General features: G+C 73.0%; 16 protein-coding genes and 2 pseudogenes. 5 read left to right on the top strand and 13 right to left on the bottom strand.

Annotated elements, in window-relative coordinates; genetic code table 11:
• Positions 1 to 172: 172 nt before the first annotated feature.
• From ACQEV8_RS00770 to ACQEV8_RS00740, 7 genes and pseudogenes are all read right to left on the bottom strand, one after another.
• A complete protein-coding gene (locus ACQEV8_RS00770) occupies positions 173 to 1,399 on the bottom strand; it encodes a cytochrome P450 family protein (protein WP_432956417.1) in 1,227 nt (408 codons plus the stop codon).
• Positions 1,396 to 2,634, bottom strand: a complete 1,239-nt coding sequence (locus tag ACQEV8_RS00765; RefSeq protein WP_432956415.1) for a cytochrome P450 — start codon at positions 2,632 to 2,634, stop codon at positions 1,396 to 1,398. Before ACQEV8_RS00765 ends, ACQEV8_RS00770 begins: the two co-directional genes overlap by 4 nt.
• Positions 2,631 to 3,256 (bottom strand): annotated as a pseudogene (locus tag ACQEV8_RS00760) (GTP-binding protein). Before ACQEV8_RS00760 ends, ACQEV8_RS00765 begins: the two are co-directional and overlap by 4 nt.
• Positions 3,228 to 3,589, bottom strand: a pseudogene (locus ACQEV8_RS00755) (DUF742 domain-containing protein). Before ACQEV8_RS00755 ends, ACQEV8_RS00760 begins: the two co-directional pseudogenes overlap by 29 nt.
• The gene (locus ACQEV8_RS00750; RefSeq protein WP_382488620.1) at positions 3,586 to 4,008 is read right to left on the bottom strand and encodes a roadblock/LC7 domain-containing protein; all 423 of its coding nucleotides are present in this window, start codon (positions 4,006 to 4,008) and stop codon (positions 3,586 to 3,588) included. The pseudogene ACQEV8_RS00755 and the gene ACQEV8_RS00750 overlap by 4 nt, the downstream one beginning before the upstream one ends.
• A complete protein-coding gene (locus ACQEV8_RS00745; RefSeq protein ID WP_432956413.1) occupies positions 4,005 to 5,726 on the bottom strand; it encodes an ATP-binding protein in 1,722 nt (573 codons plus the stop codon). The genes ACQEV8_RS00750 and ACQEV8_RS00745 overlap by 4 nt, the downstream gene beginning before the upstream one ends.
• Before the next feature lie 187 nt (positions 5,727 to 5,913).
• The gene (locus ACQEV8_RS00740; RefSeq protein WP_432956411.1) at positions 5,914 to 6,528 is read right to left on the bottom strand and encodes a hypothetical protein; all 615 of its coding nucleotides are present in this window, start codon (positions 6,526 to 6,528) and stop codon (positions 5,914 to 5,916) included.
• A gap of 94 nt (positions 6,529 to 6,622) precedes the next feature.
• Between ACQEV8_RS00740 and ACQEV8_RS00735 the strand changes: the two genes are divergently transcribed.
• Positions 6,623 to 8,002, top strand: a complete 1,380-nt coding sequence (locus ACQEV8_RS00735) for a hypothetical protein (protein WP_432956410.1) — start codon at positions 6,623 to 6,625, stop codon at positions 8,000 to 8,002.
• A gap of 210 nt (positions 8,003 to 8,212) precedes the next feature.
• Here ACQEV8_RS00735 and ACQEV8_RS00730 read toward each other — a convergent pair whose 3' ends face one another.
• Both ACQEV8_RS00730 and ACQEV8_RS00725 read right to left on the bottom strand, forming a co-directional pair.
• On the bottom strand, positions 8,213 to 9,067 hold the full coding sequence (locus ACQEV8_RS00730) for a fructosamine kinase family protein (RefSeq protein ID WP_432956408.1): 855 nt from the start codon (positions 9,065 to 9,067) through the stop codon (positions 8,213 to 8,215).
• 61 nt (positions 9,068 to 9,128) lie between these two features.
• Positions 9,129 to 9,584, bottom strand: a complete 456-nt coding sequence (locus ACQEV8_RS00725; RefSeq protein WP_432956406.1) for a hypothetical protein — start codon at positions 9,582 to 9,584, stop codon at positions 9,129 to 9,131.
• 206 nt (positions 9,585 to 9,790) lie between these two features.
• Here ACQEV8_RS00725 and ACQEV8_RS00720 point away from each other — a divergent pair, with 206 nt between their 5' ends.
• On the top strand, positions 9,791 to 10,114 hold the full coding sequence (locus ACQEV8_RS00720; protein ID WP_432956404.1) for a hypothetical protein: 324 nt from the start codon (positions 9,791 to 9,793) through the stop codon (positions 10,112 to 10,114).
• Between the two features lie 30 nt (positions 10,115 to 10,144).
• Here ACQEV8_RS00720 and ACQEV8_RS00715 read toward each other — a convergent pair whose 3' ends face one another.
• Positions 10,145 to 10,681, bottom strand: coding sequence for a hypothetical protein (locus ACQEV8_RS00715; protein WP_432956402.1), 537 nt, complete (start codon positions 10,679 to 10,681; stop codon positions 10,145 to 10,147).
• Positions 10,678 to 11,310 carry a hypothetical protein gene (locus ACQEV8_RS00710; protein ID WP_432972287.1) on the bottom strand — a complete coding sequence of 211 codons (633 nt, stop codon included), beginning with the start codon at positions 11,308 to 11,310 and terminating at the stop codon, positions 10,678 to 10,680. The genes ACQEV8_RS00715 and ACQEV8_RS00710 overlap by 4 nt, the downstream gene beginning before the upstream one ends.
• Positions 11,311 to 11,561: 251 nt before the next feature.
• Between ACQEV8_RS00710 and ACQEV8_RS00705 the strand changes: the two genes are divergently transcribed.
• Both ACQEV8_RS00705 and ACQEV8_RS00700 read left to right on the top strand, forming a co-directional pair.
• The gene (locus ACQEV8_RS00705; protein WP_432956401.1) at positions 11,562 to 12,092 is read left to right on the top strand and encodes a hypothetical protein; all 531 of its coding nucleotides are present in this window, start codon (positions 11,562 to 11,564) and stop codon (positions 12,090 to 12,092) included.
• A gap of 129 nt (positions 12,093 to 12,221) precedes the next feature.
• Positions 12,222 to 13,196, top strand: coding sequence for an NAD-dependent epimerase/dehydratase family protein (locus tag ACQEV8_RS00700; RefSeq protein WP_432956399.1), 975 nt, complete (start codon positions 12,222 to 12,224; stop codon positions 13,194 to 13,196).
• A 130-nt stretch (positions 13,197 to 13,326) separates the two neighbouring features.
• On the opposite strand, the gene ACQEV8_RS00695 is transcribed toward ACQEV8_RS00700, so the two are convergent.
• Positions 13,327 to 13,890 carry a hemerythrin domain-containing protein gene (locus ACQEV8_RS00695; RefSeq protein ID WP_432956397.1) on the bottom strand — a complete coding sequence of 188 codons (564 nt, stop codon included), beginning with the start codon at positions 13,888 to 13,890 and terminating at the stop codon, positions 13,327 to 13,329.
• A 78-nt stretch (positions 13,891 to 13,968) separates the two neighbouring features.
• Positions 13,969 to 14,502 (bottom strand): DoxX family protein, encoded by a 534-nt coding sequence (locus ACQEV8_RS00690; RefSeq protein ID WP_432956395.1) that lies wholly within the window; start codon positions 14,500 to 14,502, stop codon positions 13,969 to 13,971.
• 208 nt (positions 14,503 to 14,710) lie between these two features.
• Here ACQEV8_RS00690 and ACQEV8_RS00685 point away from each other — a divergent pair, with 208 nt between their 5' ends.
• Complete coding sequence (locus ACQEV8_RS00685; protein WP_391113310.1) at positions 14,711 to 14,899, top strand: hypothetical protein; 189 nt, start codon at positions 14,711 to 14,713, stop codon at positions 14,897 to 14,899.
• The last annotated feature ends 5 nt before the right edge of the window (positions 14,900 to 14,904 follow it).

The following is a 14,904-nucleotide window of genomic DNA, read 5'->3' as shown; positions in this document are numbered from 1 at the left end:
GGATGAAATCGGGCCAACCGGACGCAGCTGTGCACGGGTGAGCCTCGTTGAGCGTGCAACGGGCATCGACGAGGTTCACAAGGCCTCTGCCATGGACGTAAGTTCAACACACCGCGGGGGCACGACCGGAACGGGGGACCGGTCGCGCTCCCGCGAGCTGCCGTCTGCCGCCTCAGCCCCGCAGCCGCACCGGAATCTCCTGCCAGCCGAAGGCGATGAAGGACGGCACCTGCCGCAGGTCCTCGTCACCGGCGGCCAGGCACAGGCCGGGGAAACGGTCGAACAGGGCAGGAAGCGCGGTGAGTGCCTCCAGGCGGGCCAGCGGCGCGCCGATGCACCGGTGGACCCCGATCCCGAACGCCAGATGGTCGTCGGCGGCCCGCGTGGCGTCGAAGAGGTCGGCGTCCGCACCGTAATGCTCGGGGTCGAGACCCGCGGCGGCGTACGTCGTGATGATGGCGTCACCGGCCGGGACCGTGACGTCGCCGACGGTGAGGTCCGTGACGGCGAACCGGAGCGGCAGCGACGCGATCGACGGGTGTGCGCGCAGCGTCTCGTCGACCACGGCGTCCCAGCCGATCTCCCCCGACCGCACGGCGGCCAGCTGCTCGGGGCGCCGGAGCAGGGCCACGGCCGCGTTGCCTATCAGGTTGACGGTGGTCTCGAAGCCGGCCCCGATGACCAGCAGCAGCGTGTACAGCAGCTCCTCGTCGCTGAGCCGGTCGCCGTCCTCGTCCCGGACCCGGATCAGCTCCGTGGTCATGTCGTCACCGGGGTGCGCGGCCTTGTACGTGATCAGCGCGGGCAGCACCGTGCCGATCTGCCGCTGGACGGACGCCGCGTGTTCCGGGCTCGGGTCGGTGGTGTCCATGATGGCCGCGATCATCCGGGCGGTGTCCTCCCGCAACTCGTCCGGGACACCGAAGAGTTCGCAGATCAGCCGCATCGGCAGCGGATGGGCGAACCCCTCCTTGATGTCCACGACCTCGTCGTCGGCCGCCGCGAGCGCGTCCAGCAGCTCCGCCGTGATCGCCTCCACCCGGGGCCGCATCGCCTCGGTGCGCCGGTGCGTGAAGCTCGGCGCCACCAGCTTGCGCAGCCGTGTGTGGTCCGCGCCGTACGTGGAGAGCATGTTGACCACGCCCACCCAGCCCAGGATCCAGCCCCAGGACGGGTGCTCGCCGATCTCGGGCCACAGCCGCCAGTGCAGCCGCGGGTCCTTGCTGACCCGCGGATCGAGGATGAGTTCCTTCAGCGTGTCGTAGCGCGTGGGCGCCCAGGCGGGAATGCCGCCGGGCAGCTCCACGGGCACGATCGGGCCGAGGGAGCGCAGCCGGGCGCTCTCGGCGGCGATGTCGGCGCCGAACGGGTCGAGAGCGATGCGGTCGGTCACGGTCATGGTCGTACTCCTGGCTGGTCGGGAGAGCGGGGACTGAATCGGACGGGCAGCGCCGTCAGCGAGCGGTGGAAGGGCCCGGGCCGCCAGGTGAGGCGCTCACGGGGCAGCACGGGTTCGAGGTCGGGCAGCCACTGGGTGAGCCGTTCGATCGCCTCGGTGGCGATGAGCAGCGTGTGCCGCTTCACCGGGCAGGCGTGCGGGCCCGCCGACCAGGACAGGTGGGAGGCGTCCCCCGGGTGCCGGTCCGTGCCGCGCTCCTGCTCGGCGGCCTGCGCCAGCGCCCCGTAGGAGATCACCACCGGCACCGCGGCCCTGAGCCACACGCCGTGGAAGGTCACCGGCGTGCGGGCGTAGTGGATGCCGTAGTTGGCGAGCGGCGTCTCGTGGTGCAGCACCTCCAGCACCGCGTCGGTCACGGTGCGGGCGCCGCTGGTGAGCGTCGAGTAGAAGGCCGGGTTGCCGAGGATCCTGGACAGCGCGTTGGACACCAGGTTGGCCGTAGGTTCGTGCCCCGCGCCGAGCGTGAGGAACACCTGCCAGGTGACCTCCTCGGGGGTCAGCCCCGCCGGGTGGTCCAGCAGCCAGCTCGGGAGGTCGTCACCGCGCCGCTCGCTCTTGGCGGCGATCAGCTCCAGCACGTACCCGCCGAACTCGGCCTCGCCCTCCGCCGCCTGCGCGCCGCCCTCGATCAGCTTGCCGAGGGCGGAGTCGAGCCGGTCGCTCGCGCTGTCCGGCAGCCCGAACAGGCTGTTGAACACCAGCGCCATCAGCGGCCGGGTGAACTCGCCGACCAGGTCGGCCTCGCCCCGCGGCCCGAACCGGCTCACCAGCAGGTGCACCGCCCGGTGGATCCGGTCCCGCAGATCGTGCGGCTCCACCAGGTCGAAGGCGTCGATCAGCGCCGTGCGGTAGCGGAGGTGGGCGGCGCCGTCGGCGAACAGGGTGTTGGGCCGCCAGCGCATCATCCCGAGCACCGGGGAGTCGTCGGGCACGGTTGCCTCCCACGGCCGGGGGTCGTGGGAGAACGTCTCCGTGTCGTGCAGCAGGTCGAGCGCCGCCCGCCGGTCCGTGACGACGTACGCCGCCACACCGGGCGCGAGTTCCGCCCAGCCGACCGGGCCCTGGGCGCGCAGGGCCACGTAGTAGGGGGAGGGGTCGCGGGCGAAGCCGTCCTCCCACAGGCGTACGGGCGCCGCGAGGGAGAAGGCCTGCTCGGCGGGGGACGGAGGTGTCACCGGTGCTCCGCGGGTCGGTGGTCGATCAGGTGCTGGACCAGGGCGAGCAGGGAGTCGATCGAGGAGTCCGCCTCCCGCGCGTCGCAGGTCACCATCGGGGTCGTCGGCGCCAGGTCCAGGGCGGCGCGCAACTGCTCGGGCGTGTGGTGGCGTGGCGCGTCCGGGAAGGTGTTGAAGGCGACCGCGTACGGCAGCCCGGTCTCCTCCACCAGCCCGAGCACGTCGAACGAGGCGTCGATCCGGCGGGCGTCGACCAGGACGAGCGCGCCGAGCGCCCCGTAGGCGATGTCGTCCCACAGCGGCCGGAACCGCTCCTGGCCGGGCGTGCCGAACAGGTACAGCACGATCCCGCCCGGCAGGCTGATCCGGCCGAAGTCGATGGCGACCGTGGTGGTCGACTTGTCCCGCACCCCGGCGAGATCGTCCACCTGCGCCGACGCCTCGGTGAGCCGCTCCTCCGTGTGCAGCGGGCGGATCTCCGAGACGGAGCGGATCAAGGTGGTCTTGCCCACCCGAACGGCCCTGTGACCAGGATCTTCACCAGGTCGCGCGCCGTGTCGGGGAGGTGGACGTCCGTGCCGCCGGGCTGGGCGTCAACGGTGCTTGAGGTCGCGGAGGCCATCGGCCACTCTCTTCAGCAGGTCGGGGTCGAAGCGTCGGGCGGGCGGGATCGGCGCGCGGGCGAGTACCAGGTCGCGGTCGACGAGGCCGGCGGCCAGCACCAGCACCGCGGAGACCGGCAGCCGCAGCAGGGCGGCGGCCTCCACGACCGTCAGGGACCCGTACTCCAGCTCTTCCAGCAGGGCCGCCTGTGCGGCGGGCAGATCGGGGGAGCGGGCTCACCGCTGCCGGTGAGCACGGACAGCCGCTCCAGATGGGTGCGGCTGGGCCGCGCCACCCCGCCGGTCGACAGGTACGCGGGAACCAGGGGACGGCCGCCTCTGCGGCCGGTCATGCCGGCGTGCCGCCGTCGGCGCCTCGGGGCCCGGCGGCCATCGCCTTCTCGCCCAGCCGGGCGACCTGTGAGTGCACCCGGTGGGCGAGCAGGTCGAGACGCACCTCGGGATCGCCGTACGCCGCCACACAGGTGCCGTGGTCGGTCGGCACGATGAGCACATAACCGTGGTCCGACTCGATGACGACCTGCCGTATCTCGGCCCGGTCGGTGTCGGCGAACGCGGCCGCCGCGGTACGGCAGGCGCCCTGCACGGTGCTGGTGATGGCGGCGACCCGCTCGGCGGACGGCTGCGACAGCGCGTCGGTGTAGCCCGTCACGAGCCCGTCCCGGGTGAGCAGGACGGCCGCCACGACGTGCGGCACCTCCAGGACCGGTTCGAGCACCCATGCCGTGTCCCCCGCTGCGCGGCTGGTCATCGAGCCGTTCCCCCTTCGTGGTCGTTCCGGTCGTGGCCGGTGTCGTCGGATGCCGTGTCGGCCGTGGTCGCGGCCGGGGCACCCTCAGGTACGGCTGGGAAGGCGCCGGTGTTCGACATCGCGGCGGCGGAACGTCCGGCCGCTGTGCCGGACTGGAGCGCGCCGAGGGCGGCGGCGGACTCCTCGGGGCGGCGGGGCCGGCGCCGGGGCGCGGGAGCGGATGAGGGGACCTGGGTGTCCGACGCCGACGTGGCCCGGCTGCGGCGCCGGCGCTGGGGGAGATCGCCGCTGTCTCGGGGGCTGTGGTGGCCCGGGGCGGGGGAGACGGCCCGGTCGTCCTGGTCCGTGCCGTAACCGTGCTCCCGGTGGGCGGCGGTGGGGGTCGCTTCGGGCGTCTCGGGCCCGGCGGTCGCTTCGGGCCGCTGGGACGCGGTGGTTGGCTCGGACTCGTCGGACTCGTCGGACCCGTGGGGCTCGTCGGCCCCGTGGGAACGAGCGGACGCGAGGGGCCCGTTGGACGCGGCGGCCGGGGCCGGTTCGGTTCCGCGCGACGGGGACGGGGACAGGGGCGGGGACGAGCCGGGCGCACCCGGCTCCGTACCGCGGGGTGAGGCGGAGCCGCCCGCCGTGTCCCGCACGGCCTCCTTGCGGGTGGAGCGCGGGGCGCTTGCCGCCGGGGGCAGTTCCTCCGGGTCGATCCGCGTCAGCAGATGACGGTCGACCCGCAGCACCGCCCGCACACCGCCGTACGGCGACGGGGAGGACAGGTCGACGCTCAGATCGAACTGCCGGGTCAGCTGGCCGATCGCGGCGAGTCCCATGCGCGGCGGGTCGCCGAGCTCGGTGAGCAGGATCGGTTCGCGGCCGGCGACCATCCGCTGGGCCCGGGCCCGTTCGTCCTGCGTCATGCCCAGACCGGCGTCGTCCACGGTGACACAGACACCGTGGTGGACGGCCTCGAGATTGACCACGATGCCGGTGTCGGGCGCGGAGTGCCGCAGCGCGTTGTCGAGGAGTTCGGCGACGATGATGGCGACCGGCTCGACGGCGTGGGACACCAGGGCGGTGCCGGCCTCCAGGTGATTGTGGATCCGGACGCGCTGGTAGCCCGCGAGCCGGGCCTGGCCGCCCGTCACCGCGTCCACGAGGTGCGACTCCTCCCGGGCGAGCCCGACCCAGGCCCCGCACACCACCGCGGCGATCTGCGCGCGGCGCAGCGACTGCTCGTTCTCGTGGTCGAGCTCGAACAGGGTCTGCGCCAGCTCGGGGTCGTCATAGCGCTGTTGCAGACCGCGCAGGGCGTCCTGCAGCCGGTACAGCGCCGCCTGGATCTCCCGGGTCGCCCCGCGCATCCCGGCCTGCGCGGCGGCGTCGATCCGGGTGCGCTGCGCGGCGAGTTCGGCGTGCAGCCCCTTCAGCACCTGCTCCAGTGCGAAGCCCAGGGGCGAACCGGCGAGCTGCGGGCTCAGCGGGCCGGGCACGGCGAGGTGGGGATGCGCGACCTGCCGGGCGGCGGAGGGCAGGCGCCGGGCCGCCAGATGCTCGACCTCGGCGGTGAACGCCCGTGAAGTACCGTCGAGTTGCGCCCGCAGCGCGGCCGTCTTCGCACGCTGGGCGGCCAGTTGCCGCCGGGACCGCAGCAGCCCGCCGCCGAGGGCGAACGCGGACAGTGTGCCGAGGGCGAGACCACCGACGGCCAGGTCCGGTAGTTCGATCATCGAAGAGATTCCAGGGGGAGTCGGGCAGGGCGGAGTCCGAGGCGCTCAGGCGAGCTACCCGCAGCACAGTACACACCGTCATCGACCGATCTCGCACGGTGGAGCGCCACTTCGTTCCGAAAGTGATCGGTGTCTGTTCGCATCTGGGGCTAACTGTCGGGATTGCCGCGCAGGGAGCTCAGGGAACTCAGAGCCCGAAGACTCCGCTCACCCGCTCGACCAGTTCGTCCTCCGGCATCGTGAGGCCGACGGTGACGGTGGGCAGTTGGAGGCGTGCGGTCTCCTCGTGCAGGCGCTCCGTGAACATGTCGTCCCGGGCGGCGAGGTTGCGGTCCGCGCGCTCCGGGTCGCTGGTCCTCGCCGTGAATCCTTCCCCTGGCACGGCCCGGCTCCGGAACGCGGCCCGGCGGAAATCCGGCGTGGGCAGGAGCCAGACGGCCTGCCCCGGTGCGGTGAGCAGAGGCTGCACGAGGTGCGGCAACAGGCGGAACCCCTCGACCAGGACGGGTGTCTCCCGCGGCATGCGCAGCAGGTCCTCCACGATCAGCCCGAAGGCCTCGCCGCGGAACCAGTGGAACGTCTCGAGCATGGTCTCGGGAGACCGGTCCACCCACCGCTCGTCCATGTCCATGGCCATGAACGCGTGCAGGAGCGGTGCTTCATCGGCGGTGGTCCGTCGAGCGTGGTCCGGCATCACGTCGTCTGTCGAAAAGAGCCGCCAGCCGTGCCGATCGGCGAGCCGGCGGGCGATCGTGGACTTGCCCGCACCGCTGCCGCCCCCGATCCAGTAGACGTGCCGCATCTTTCCGCTCTCCCATGATCGCGCTCTGATTGTCAGTGGCGGATGCCACGATGCCGACAGCTCACCATTCCACCCGTGCGAGGAGGAGCTGATCGTGCGCAGACCGGTCGAGGGAGAGGTACATGTGCACTATGGCCAGATCTATGTCGAGAGCGACCCGGACGGCTGCGGGCCGGGCCTCGCCGAGGCGTTCGCCGGGCAGAGCGTGGGGCTGTGCGGGGCGGCGTCACCGGGCTCCCTCTGGCTGAGCACAGGGCTGCACACCGGATCCGTCGGCTTCACGGTCGAGGTGGGTGAGGAGGCCCCGCCGCTGGACCCGGCCTGGGAAGACGTGGTGGAGGTGTCCTTCCGTCCGGTGTCGGGGGACAGCGCGCTCGTGCAGTGGGCGGGCGAGGCATCCTGGCCGCTGGACCTGGAGGAGACCGAATATCGGGTGCGGTACAGCGCCCAGGGCATGGACGGGGCGGGCGAGAAGGACACCCGACTGGACGACGAGCCCCCACTGGACCGCTACCTCCTGCAGTTCTGGCCCGCCCCGCCCGAGCCGGACCGTGTCCTGAAGCAGACCTCGCTGAGCGCCGCCTACTGGCACCGCTACGCCCGCGAACTGCCGCCGCCCCCCACCCCGGCCGAACGCGCCGAAGCAGAACGCCGCGCCCGCCTCGCCGAGGAGACGGCGCGACGGGAGCGCCGTCTCGCCCGTGAACGCTGGGAGTGGGGCGGACGGTCGCCGAGCCAGAGCCTGCGCGACGTCGGCGGCAACGTCCACGGCCTCCGGCCGTTCGACCCCGCCCTGCTCCACGCCCTCGACGCCTCCGGTCCGGCCACGCAGCGCGCAACGGCCCTGCTCGCCGCCCGCCGTGCCTGTGAGACGGCTGGTCTCACCATCCTCGACTGGGTCGCCGACGCGCTCACGGCCCTGGCCGAAGGCCGCCCGCTGCCACCGCCCTTCGACGACGACGCCCGCATGTGGCAGACCCTGGCCACCGACCCACGCGTCCCCGACCGCACCGTCGGCCGTGCCGTCCCGCCCGAACGGCCCCCCTTCCGGCCGCCCCTGTCGCCGGGCGACCGCGGGCTGGACCCCCGGGAGGCGGCACAGGCCGTGGTCGGCCCGGCAGCGGCCGTGGCGAGAACGGCGACCGCCGAGGCCCGCCCGCGGCCGGCCGTGGCCGAACCGCCGGTCGCCGAGGCGGAACGGTCGATCGCCGAGGCGCAATCGCCGACCACCAGGGCGGAACCGCCGGCCTCCGACACGGCCTCGCACGCCGTGATGTTCAGCATCGGCCGACCGGATCCCTCCCTGCGCATCTCGCAGCCCCACGCAGCCCTCCCCGCGATCGTCGACGCCGCCGGATCCGATCCGCTCCAGGCGGCTTTCGACGCGGTGTACGCGGCCGTGGTCACGTACGGCGAGGACCACCCGGCCCTCCTCGCGGAGGTCTGGTCCGCGGTCGAGGGGCGGCATTCGTAGCCCCGCCCGCGGCCGTGCCCCGGTTCACGCACTGACCATCCGTCCCCCGAGCCCGAACCCGGGCAACGCGCTGGGAATGGGCGCCCACGCCGTACCGCTGGACGATGTACGCCGAGCGCCTCCAGGCGATCGCCGGGTCACCTCCGAGGGGCCGCCGACCGCACATGTGACGCCGGCCCGCTCCACGGCAGGTCGTGACCCGCCGAACTGTCACCCCGCCAGGGCGCCACGGGCCACCGAGAGGGCCTGTTCCGCGTAACCCCGGCCGAACAGCACGGCGTGCACCAGCAGCGGGAACAGCTGGTGCACGCCGGTGCGGTCCGTCCAGCCGTCGGCGAGCGGCGCCTGCTCCTGGTAGGCCTCCAGCACCACATCCAGATGGGGACAGCCGAAGAGACCCAGCATCGCCAGGTCGGTCTCGCGGTGCCCGCCGTGCGCGGCCGGGTCGATCAGCCACACCTGCCCGTCCGGCCCCCACAGCACGTTGCCGTTCCACAGATCGCCGTGCAGCCGGGCGGGCGGCTCGGCCGGCCCCGCCAGCCCGGGCAGCCGCTCGCACAGCCGCTCCACGACGGCTGCCTCAGCGGGGTGGACGGTGCCCTCGTCGACGGCCCGCCGCAGATACGGCAGGACACGATGCGCGGCGTACCAGCGCGGCCAGTCGTTGTCCGGCTCGTTGCGCATCGGGGCGAGTCCGATGTACGCGTCGGCGGGTCCGCCCGGTGGCGGCGCGCCGAACGCGGGCGCCCCGGCGGCGTGCAGGGCGGCCAGGTCACGACCGAAACGGGCCGCCGCCTCCCGGCTCGCCCGCCCCTGCGGAACCCGGTCGATGACCAGCCGGCTCCCGTCGTGGCCGTGCACGCCCGGCACCCGCACCGCCCCGGCACCGGCCAGCCAGCGCAGCCCGGCCGCCTCGGCCCGCGTCGCCCCCGGATCGTCCGCACACTTGACGACCACCACCCGCCCGTCGTCGAGGGTGACCTCCGTGAGGGCCCCGGACAGGGGCCGTTCCCCGCTGACCACCCGTCCGGTGAGCCGGGCGGCGGCGTCCGTACCGGCGGTCATAGGTGGTCCTCCTCGACTCCGCGGGTGATCCACGACCAGCGTACGGTCGTGGCGGTGTCGCTCAGCTCCCGGAACCGCAGTCGACGTCCAGCAGCTGGATCGGCCGCGTCGCGTCCAGGTCGACGTACGCCGTGAAGTCGGCCTTGCCGGACCCGCCGTTCCAGTACGTGCTCACGGTCGCCCAGCCGACCCGCGCGGACTGGGCCGTGGTGACCGGGCCGATGTCGATGGACGCCGGGATGTTCTGGGCGCACAGCAGGACGTCGAACTCCGGGTTGTCGGCGACCTTCTCCTTGAGCTGCGGCGAGATGCCGTACTTGCGTGCGAAGTCGCCGGGGCCGTGCTCGCCGTAGAAGTCCTCGAGGAAGGTGTGGATCTCCTCGGCGGTGTACCGGTCGTTGCCGTCCGCGGCGGGAGCGGCGGCGGCCGGGACCGCGGAGGCGGCGATACCGAGAGCGGCGACACAGCCGACGGCGTAGGCGCGCCAGCGGGCCGGAGTCGCAGTGGTGCGGATCATTCTGGATACCCCCGTCGTGGTCTGCAGAGTCTGTACGTCTTGCCTTGCCTTGGTCGCAGGAGTAGACCGCTCCCGGTCGCCCACCGTTGCGCTCCACCTGGCGGCCGTTTCGATTCCGGGACATCCGCCACGCACCGGTCACGCGGGACGGTGAAATCCCGTCGCCCACTGACAGAACAGGGCGCCGCCGGGGGAGCAGTCGGGTCATGACGACTTCACCGTTCCAGCGCACCATCGCCCTGCCCGCCCCCGTGTGCGAACAGGCCGCCCAGCACCTGGAGCAGGCCGTGCAGCGGGCCATCGACGGAGCCGCGATCCCACTGAAGGCGTTCCGTGGGGCCGCCGACAGCGACTTCACCCTCCCCGTCTCGGTCGTCGAACAGGCGGCGGCCTGTCTGCTGGTCCTGGCCACCGAGACGGCCCAGACCGTACGTCCTTCGGCCTTGCGCGCCACGATCAGCGTCGCGCTGCGGCTGCGCGACGCCGTGGATCTGACGCATCAGCCCGCCCTCAGCAGCAGATTCTGGTGAGGCCGGGCTGATCTTCCGGTGGCCTCCGCCTCAGGTGCTCTCGCGGAAGGCGACGTCGACCTGTCTGCGGCGCAGTTCCTCCAGCGAGGTGTGCTGCCGCCGGGCCCGTTCGACGAGGTCGTCGAGCTGCCGTGCGTCGAGGCGCCGGTCCGTGCCGGCCAGGGCGCGCAGGGCCTGCCAGACCGCCGTCTTCCCGTCCACGCCCAGCCGCAGCGCCTCCAGCTCCCACAGCGTGCTCAGCGGGGAACGCCGTACCAGGCTGCCGTTGCTCTTCAGACGCCCCATCTGCTCGGCCGCACGGCCCGCGTAGACCTTGTAGCGCCGCACCGGGACATCCAGCCGCCGCATGATGTGCAGCAGGCTCGCCCGGTCCTCGGCGATCTCGTCGGCGATCGGGGCCAAGGCGTCGGCGAGCGCCGGATCACCGCACGAGCGCAGCAGATAGCGGACTCGGGCGGTTCCGGCGGTGGCACCGGCGAGATGGTCGTTGAGGTAGATGCCCAGCAGGGACATGTCCGTGGCCGGAGCACCCGGTGCGCCCGGCGGGTCCGCTCGCTGTTCCGTCATGGCACTGCTCCTGTTCTGCTCCGGACCTGTGCCACGGCCACCCGCGTGGTGACGCGTACGACGCAGGGTCTTCGGGGCGTCGAGCCGGGCCCGAACCGCACGGGAGGCTCGACCGGGGCGAGGGCGCCGAGGCTCTCCTCCTCGTAGGTGACGGCGACCGAGGTGACGGGGCGCAGGTCCCGGGCGCCGTACCACTGGTGCCGGCCGGCCCGGGCGCTGCCGTGGGTGCGCGCGCCCAGCAATATCCGGGCGGGCCGGTCCCAGAGCGCGATCCACGCGGGACTCCTGGCGATCGGGCCCGGCACCGCCCGCAGCGCGAGGCCCGGCAGGCCTCGGTGGCCGGTGGTGAAGCGCAGGCCGAGCGGCGGCGCCGAGACGGCCCAGTGCCGCCGGTCGGTGACCCGCACCCCGACCGGCACGACCCGTACCTCGTCGAAAAGATACGTACCGGCCACGAAGTCCGCGGTCTCCCGTGAGGGCGCCAGCAGCAGCCGCGGCCCACCGGGCCCCTCGAACATCACGTCGCTGAACGGCCCGAACGGCGACCTCGCCCAGTGCCCGAGCACCACACGAGCGCCGGACGTCGTTCCGATCCCCGCGATCCAGCCGTCGAAGCGCAGGGTGCGCAGCGGCGACCGGGTTCGGGTACGCCGGGCCGGACCACTGGGTTCGCCGGACTCACCGGGACCGTGGAAGAGCACGCGGGCCGGGTGCCCGGCCCCTCGCGGCGAAACGGCACCGGGGCTCCTCCGTCCCGGCTCCGGCGATGTGGCCGAGGCCACGCCACGGACGAGGCCCTTGTCACGCCCGGACGAGCACCGCTGCGACTACCGTCTAGGAGCGGATCCCCACGTCCCCCACCCTTTCGGACGGCCCGGCAGTGCCAGCAGATCTCTCCCCTGTCATCGCGGCGACCGCACAGTGGCTGACCCGCTCCTTCCCCGCCTTTGGCGGCGCGCTGGCCTCCGCCCTGTGCGAGGTGCAGGCCCGGCAGGCGGTGACGGTCGCGGCGTGGCTCAGGTACCCGACGGAGACGGACGCCGCCCTGCTCGGAATGGCGGGCCCGGGCGGCTCCGCGCGGCTCGACTGGGTCACCGGCGCCGACGTTGCCCCGGGCGACGACGGGGACGACGCGCACGCCTGGCGCACCTGGGTGGACGAGGTCGTCGCCAGCTGGGCGGCCTGTCTGCTCGGCGACCCGGAGCTGGCCGACCGGGCGGTGGCCGCGCTCGCCGAGGGCAGCCACAGCGCCGGCACACCGGCCGAGTTCCGCAGGCTCCTCGCCCCCGACGACGGCGACCGCCGAGCCGCCGCCCTGCTGCGCCACCCCGACCTGCTCGCCCCGGTGGCCGGCCTGCACCACTCCCGGCTGCTGGAACGCCTCCATCCGGGCCGCACACTGATCGCCTGACCCGGCGCCCCGGACGGGGCCCGCCCCTCACCCTCCGTCACTCACCTCTTTGCCGTACACGACCGTGCCCCGCCCGCACGGGAGGCGGACGCTGAGCGTGGCCACGCCGCCGACGGAGGAGAGACCGACATGACCACCGCCCTCTCACAAGACTGGGAACACGCCGTCGTCACGGGCGGTGCCGGATTCGTCGGATCCCATCTGTGCGCGGCTCTGCTGGACGCGGGCGCCGCCGTCACCTGCGTGGACGACTTCAGCACCGGCAGGCCGGAGAACATCTCCCCGCTGCTCGAACGGCCAGGCTTCACCCTGGTGCAGGCCGACGTCGCGGAGGAACTGCCGGTCAGGCAGCGGCCCGACCTCGTCCTGCACTTCGCCTCCCCGGCCTCCCCGGCGGACTACCTGCGGCTGCCGCTGCACACCCTGGACACGGGCAGCCTCGGCACCCGCAACGCCCTGGACCTCGCACACTCCGCCGGGGCCCGATTCGTCCTGGCCTCGACCGCCGAGGTCTACGGCGACCCTCAGCAGCACCCCCAGGACGAGCGCTACTGGGGCAACGCCAACCCCGTCGGCCCGCGCAGCGTCTACAGCGAGGCCAAACGCTTCGGCGAGGCGCTGACCACCGCACACGCGGAGACCCACGGCACCGACACCTGCGTCGTGCGGCTGTTCAACACCTACGGCCCCCGGATGCGTGGCGAGGACGGACGGGTGGTGCCGGTCTTCGTACGGCAGGCCCTGGCGGGTGAGCCTCTCACCGTGACCGGCGACGGCAGGCAGACCCGGTCGCTGTGCTACGTCGACGACACCGTGCGCGGCGTCCTGGCGGCGGCCGCCCACGGCATGCGCGGCCCCGTCAACATCGGCAGCCCGACCGAGATCAGCATGCTCGACCTGGCGCGGCTGGTCGTCGAACTCACCGGTTCCTCCTCGGAGATCCGCCCCGTCGCCCGGCCGGTGGACGACCCGGCCGTGCGCTGCCCGGACATCACGCTGGCTCGCGACAAGCTCGGCTGGGAACCGCAGGTACGTGCCGAGGAAGGGCTGCGGCGGGCGATCGCCTGGTTCCGCGAGGACGCGACGGCGGCGATGGCCGACTGATGCGCCCGGGCAGGCCCTCGGCTCCTCGCAGTTCCGTGCGGACACGATGGCCGAGACGGCGGTCTGACCCGCCCGGGCACGCCCCGGCCCCCTCGCCGCGCCCGGGTCTCCCCGGGGCGCGGCGGCTGCCCTACTCGAACTTGCCGCGTCCCGACAGCGCGTCGCGCAGCCGGTCGACCATCCCCGTGCCCGGAGCGAGCAGCTTGTTCGCCGGCGGCTTGTCGGGGGCGGCCGGGTGGGGCCGGGTCGGGGCGGTCTTCTTCGCCTTGCGGACCTTGTCGCCCAGCTCGTTGAGCGTGTCCATCGGACACGCCTGCCGCAGCGCGGGGAAGAGAGTGCCCTCCTCGTCCGCGAGATGGGCGCGGATCTCGCTCATGAGCATGCCCATCAGCCGGTCGAAGTCGGCGTCGCCCGCGTCGCAGCCCTCCAGGTCCTTCATGACGCGCTCGGCGGTCGCGTGGTCGGCGAGTTCCCGGTCGGCGAGGGCGTCCCCGTCGGCCACGTGCTCGCGTACGGCCGGATACAGATAGGCCTCCTCGGCCACCGAGTGCCGTACCAGCTCGATCGTGACCTGGTCCGCGTACACCTTGCGGTCCTGGTGACCGGACGGCAGCGCTTCGATCCTGCCGAACATTTCCTCGACTTCGCGGTGATCGGTCACCAGCTCGTCGATGATGTTTCCTCCGTGTCCCATGTCCTTCACCTCCTGCCCCCGGGTCCCCCCGGCCACGGATGGGCTAACGCGCGGCCCCGGACCGGCACCGCCGACGGCTCAGACGGGGAGCTTGGCCCGGACTCGCCCGGCCGCGGCCGCCGGCCGGGCGGTGGCACGGACGGAGCGGCGCACCAGTCCCGCGTCGTGCCGCAGTCCCCGCGCGGCATGGGTGCCACGCCACAGCATCGAGGGGCGGGCGCCGGTGTCGTCGGCGGCGATCAGCAGCCCCCCGAGCATGGACATGTTCTTGAAGAAGTGGATGCGCTGCTCGGCCCGTTCCGAGGGGTCCTCCGCCTCCCAGAAGCGGTGCGCCGCCAGCGTCGTGGGCACCAGGGTGGCGGCGATGGCCAGCGCGGCCGGACGCGGCATGCGCCCCGTGGCCAGCATCAGGCCCGCCACGACCTGAACGGCGCCGCTCAGCCGTACGACCTGCTCGGTGCGGTCGGGCAGCGCCGAGACCCGTTCGGTGACCGGTTGTACGACAGGCTCGGCGGCCGGGGCCACGTCCTCCGGGGCACGGACGGAACTCAGGCCGCCCGTCAGGAACATCGAGGCCAGCATGGGGCGGCCGAGCACACGCAACAGACTCATGGCCCTCTCCAGATGTCGGTGGGTTACTGCGCTCGCCGGGTTCCCCGCCGGGGGCGAAGACACGCACCCGGTTCGCGCCGCAGGGCTGATACGCGTGCGTCGGATGTTGAATATGTGATCTAAATAAACTCATGGGTAAGTTGGCATGATTTGTCAGCATCAGGTGCACTAGAGGAGAAGCATCCGCTTCCCCCAAGGAGATGGTGCAATGACTTCCACCGAGAAGGTCACCAAGGAACTGACGGGCATCCAGAGTGCCGACATCGAGGCGGCACTCGACCCGGCGGAAACCGACGGAATCTACCGCGACAGCCGTGAGTGCGCCGCACTCGCGCTGTTCAAGGGCGGATTCGGTCTCCTCCTGTCGCCGCCCACCCCGCGCCCCAAGAAGGGTTGAGTGGA

This window comes from Streptomyces sp. CA-179760 (assembly GCF_050937045.1).
Taxonomy (GTDB): domain Bacteria; phylum Actinomycetota; class Actinomycetes; order Streptomycetales; family Streptomycetaceae; genus Streptomyces.
This window is presented reverse-complemented; position numbering and strand designations above follow the sequence as displayed.

Excerpts from the sequence above, each read along its gene's own strand:
- ACQEV8_RS00770 (WP_432956417.1), bottom strand. The coding sequence starts at position 1,399 with ATGACCGTGACCGACCGCATCGCTCTCGACCCGTTCGGCGCCGACATC.
- ACQEV8_RS00750 (WP_382488620.1), bottom strand. The coding sequence starts at position 4,008 with ATGACCAGCCGCGCAGCGGGGGACACGGCATGGGTGCTCGAACCGGTC.
- ACQEV8_RS00745 (WP_432956413.1), bottom strand. The coding sequence starts at position 5,726 with ATGATCGAACTACCGGACCTGGCCGTCGGTGGTCTCGCCCTCGGCACA.
- ACQEV8_RS00740 (WP_432956411.1), bottom strand. The coding sequence starts at position 6,528 with ATGCGGCACGTCTACTGGATCGGGGGCGGCAGCGGTGCGGGCAAGTCC.
- ACQEV8_RS00730 (WP_432956408.1), bottom strand. The coding sequence starts at position 9,067 with ATGACCGCCGGTACGGACGCCGCCGCCCGGCTCACCGGACGGGTGGTC.
- ACQEV8_RS00725 (WP_432956406.1), bottom strand. The coding sequence starts at position 9,584 with ATGATCCGCACCACTGCGACTCCGGCCCGCTGGCGCGCCTACGCCGTC.
- ACQEV8_RS00720 (WP_432956404.1), top strand. The coding sequence starts at position 9,791 with ATGACGACTTCACCGTTCCAGCGCACCATCGCCCTGCCCGCCCCCGTG.
- ACQEV8_RS00715 (WP_432956402.1), bottom strand. The coding sequence starts at position 10,681 with ATGACGGAACAGCGAGCGGACCCGCCGGGCGCACCGGGTGCTCCGGCC.
- ACQEV8_RS00700 (WP_432956399.1), top strand. The coding sequence starts at position 12,222 with ATGACCACCGCCCTCTCACAAGACTGGGAACACGCCGTCGTCACGGGC.
- ACQEV8_RS00695 (WP_432956397.1), bottom strand. The coding sequence starts at position 13,890 with ATGGGACACGGAGGAAACATCATCGACGAGCTGGTGACCGATCACCGC.
- ACQEV8_RS00690 (WP_432956395.1), bottom strand. The coding sequence starts at position 14,502 with ATGAGTCTGTTGCGTGTGCTCGGCCGCCCCATGCTGGCCTCGATGTTC.
- ACQEV8_RS00685 (WP_391113310.1), top strand. The coding sequence starts at position 14,711 with ATGACTTCCACCGAGAAGGTCACCAAGGAACTGACGGGCATCCAGAGT.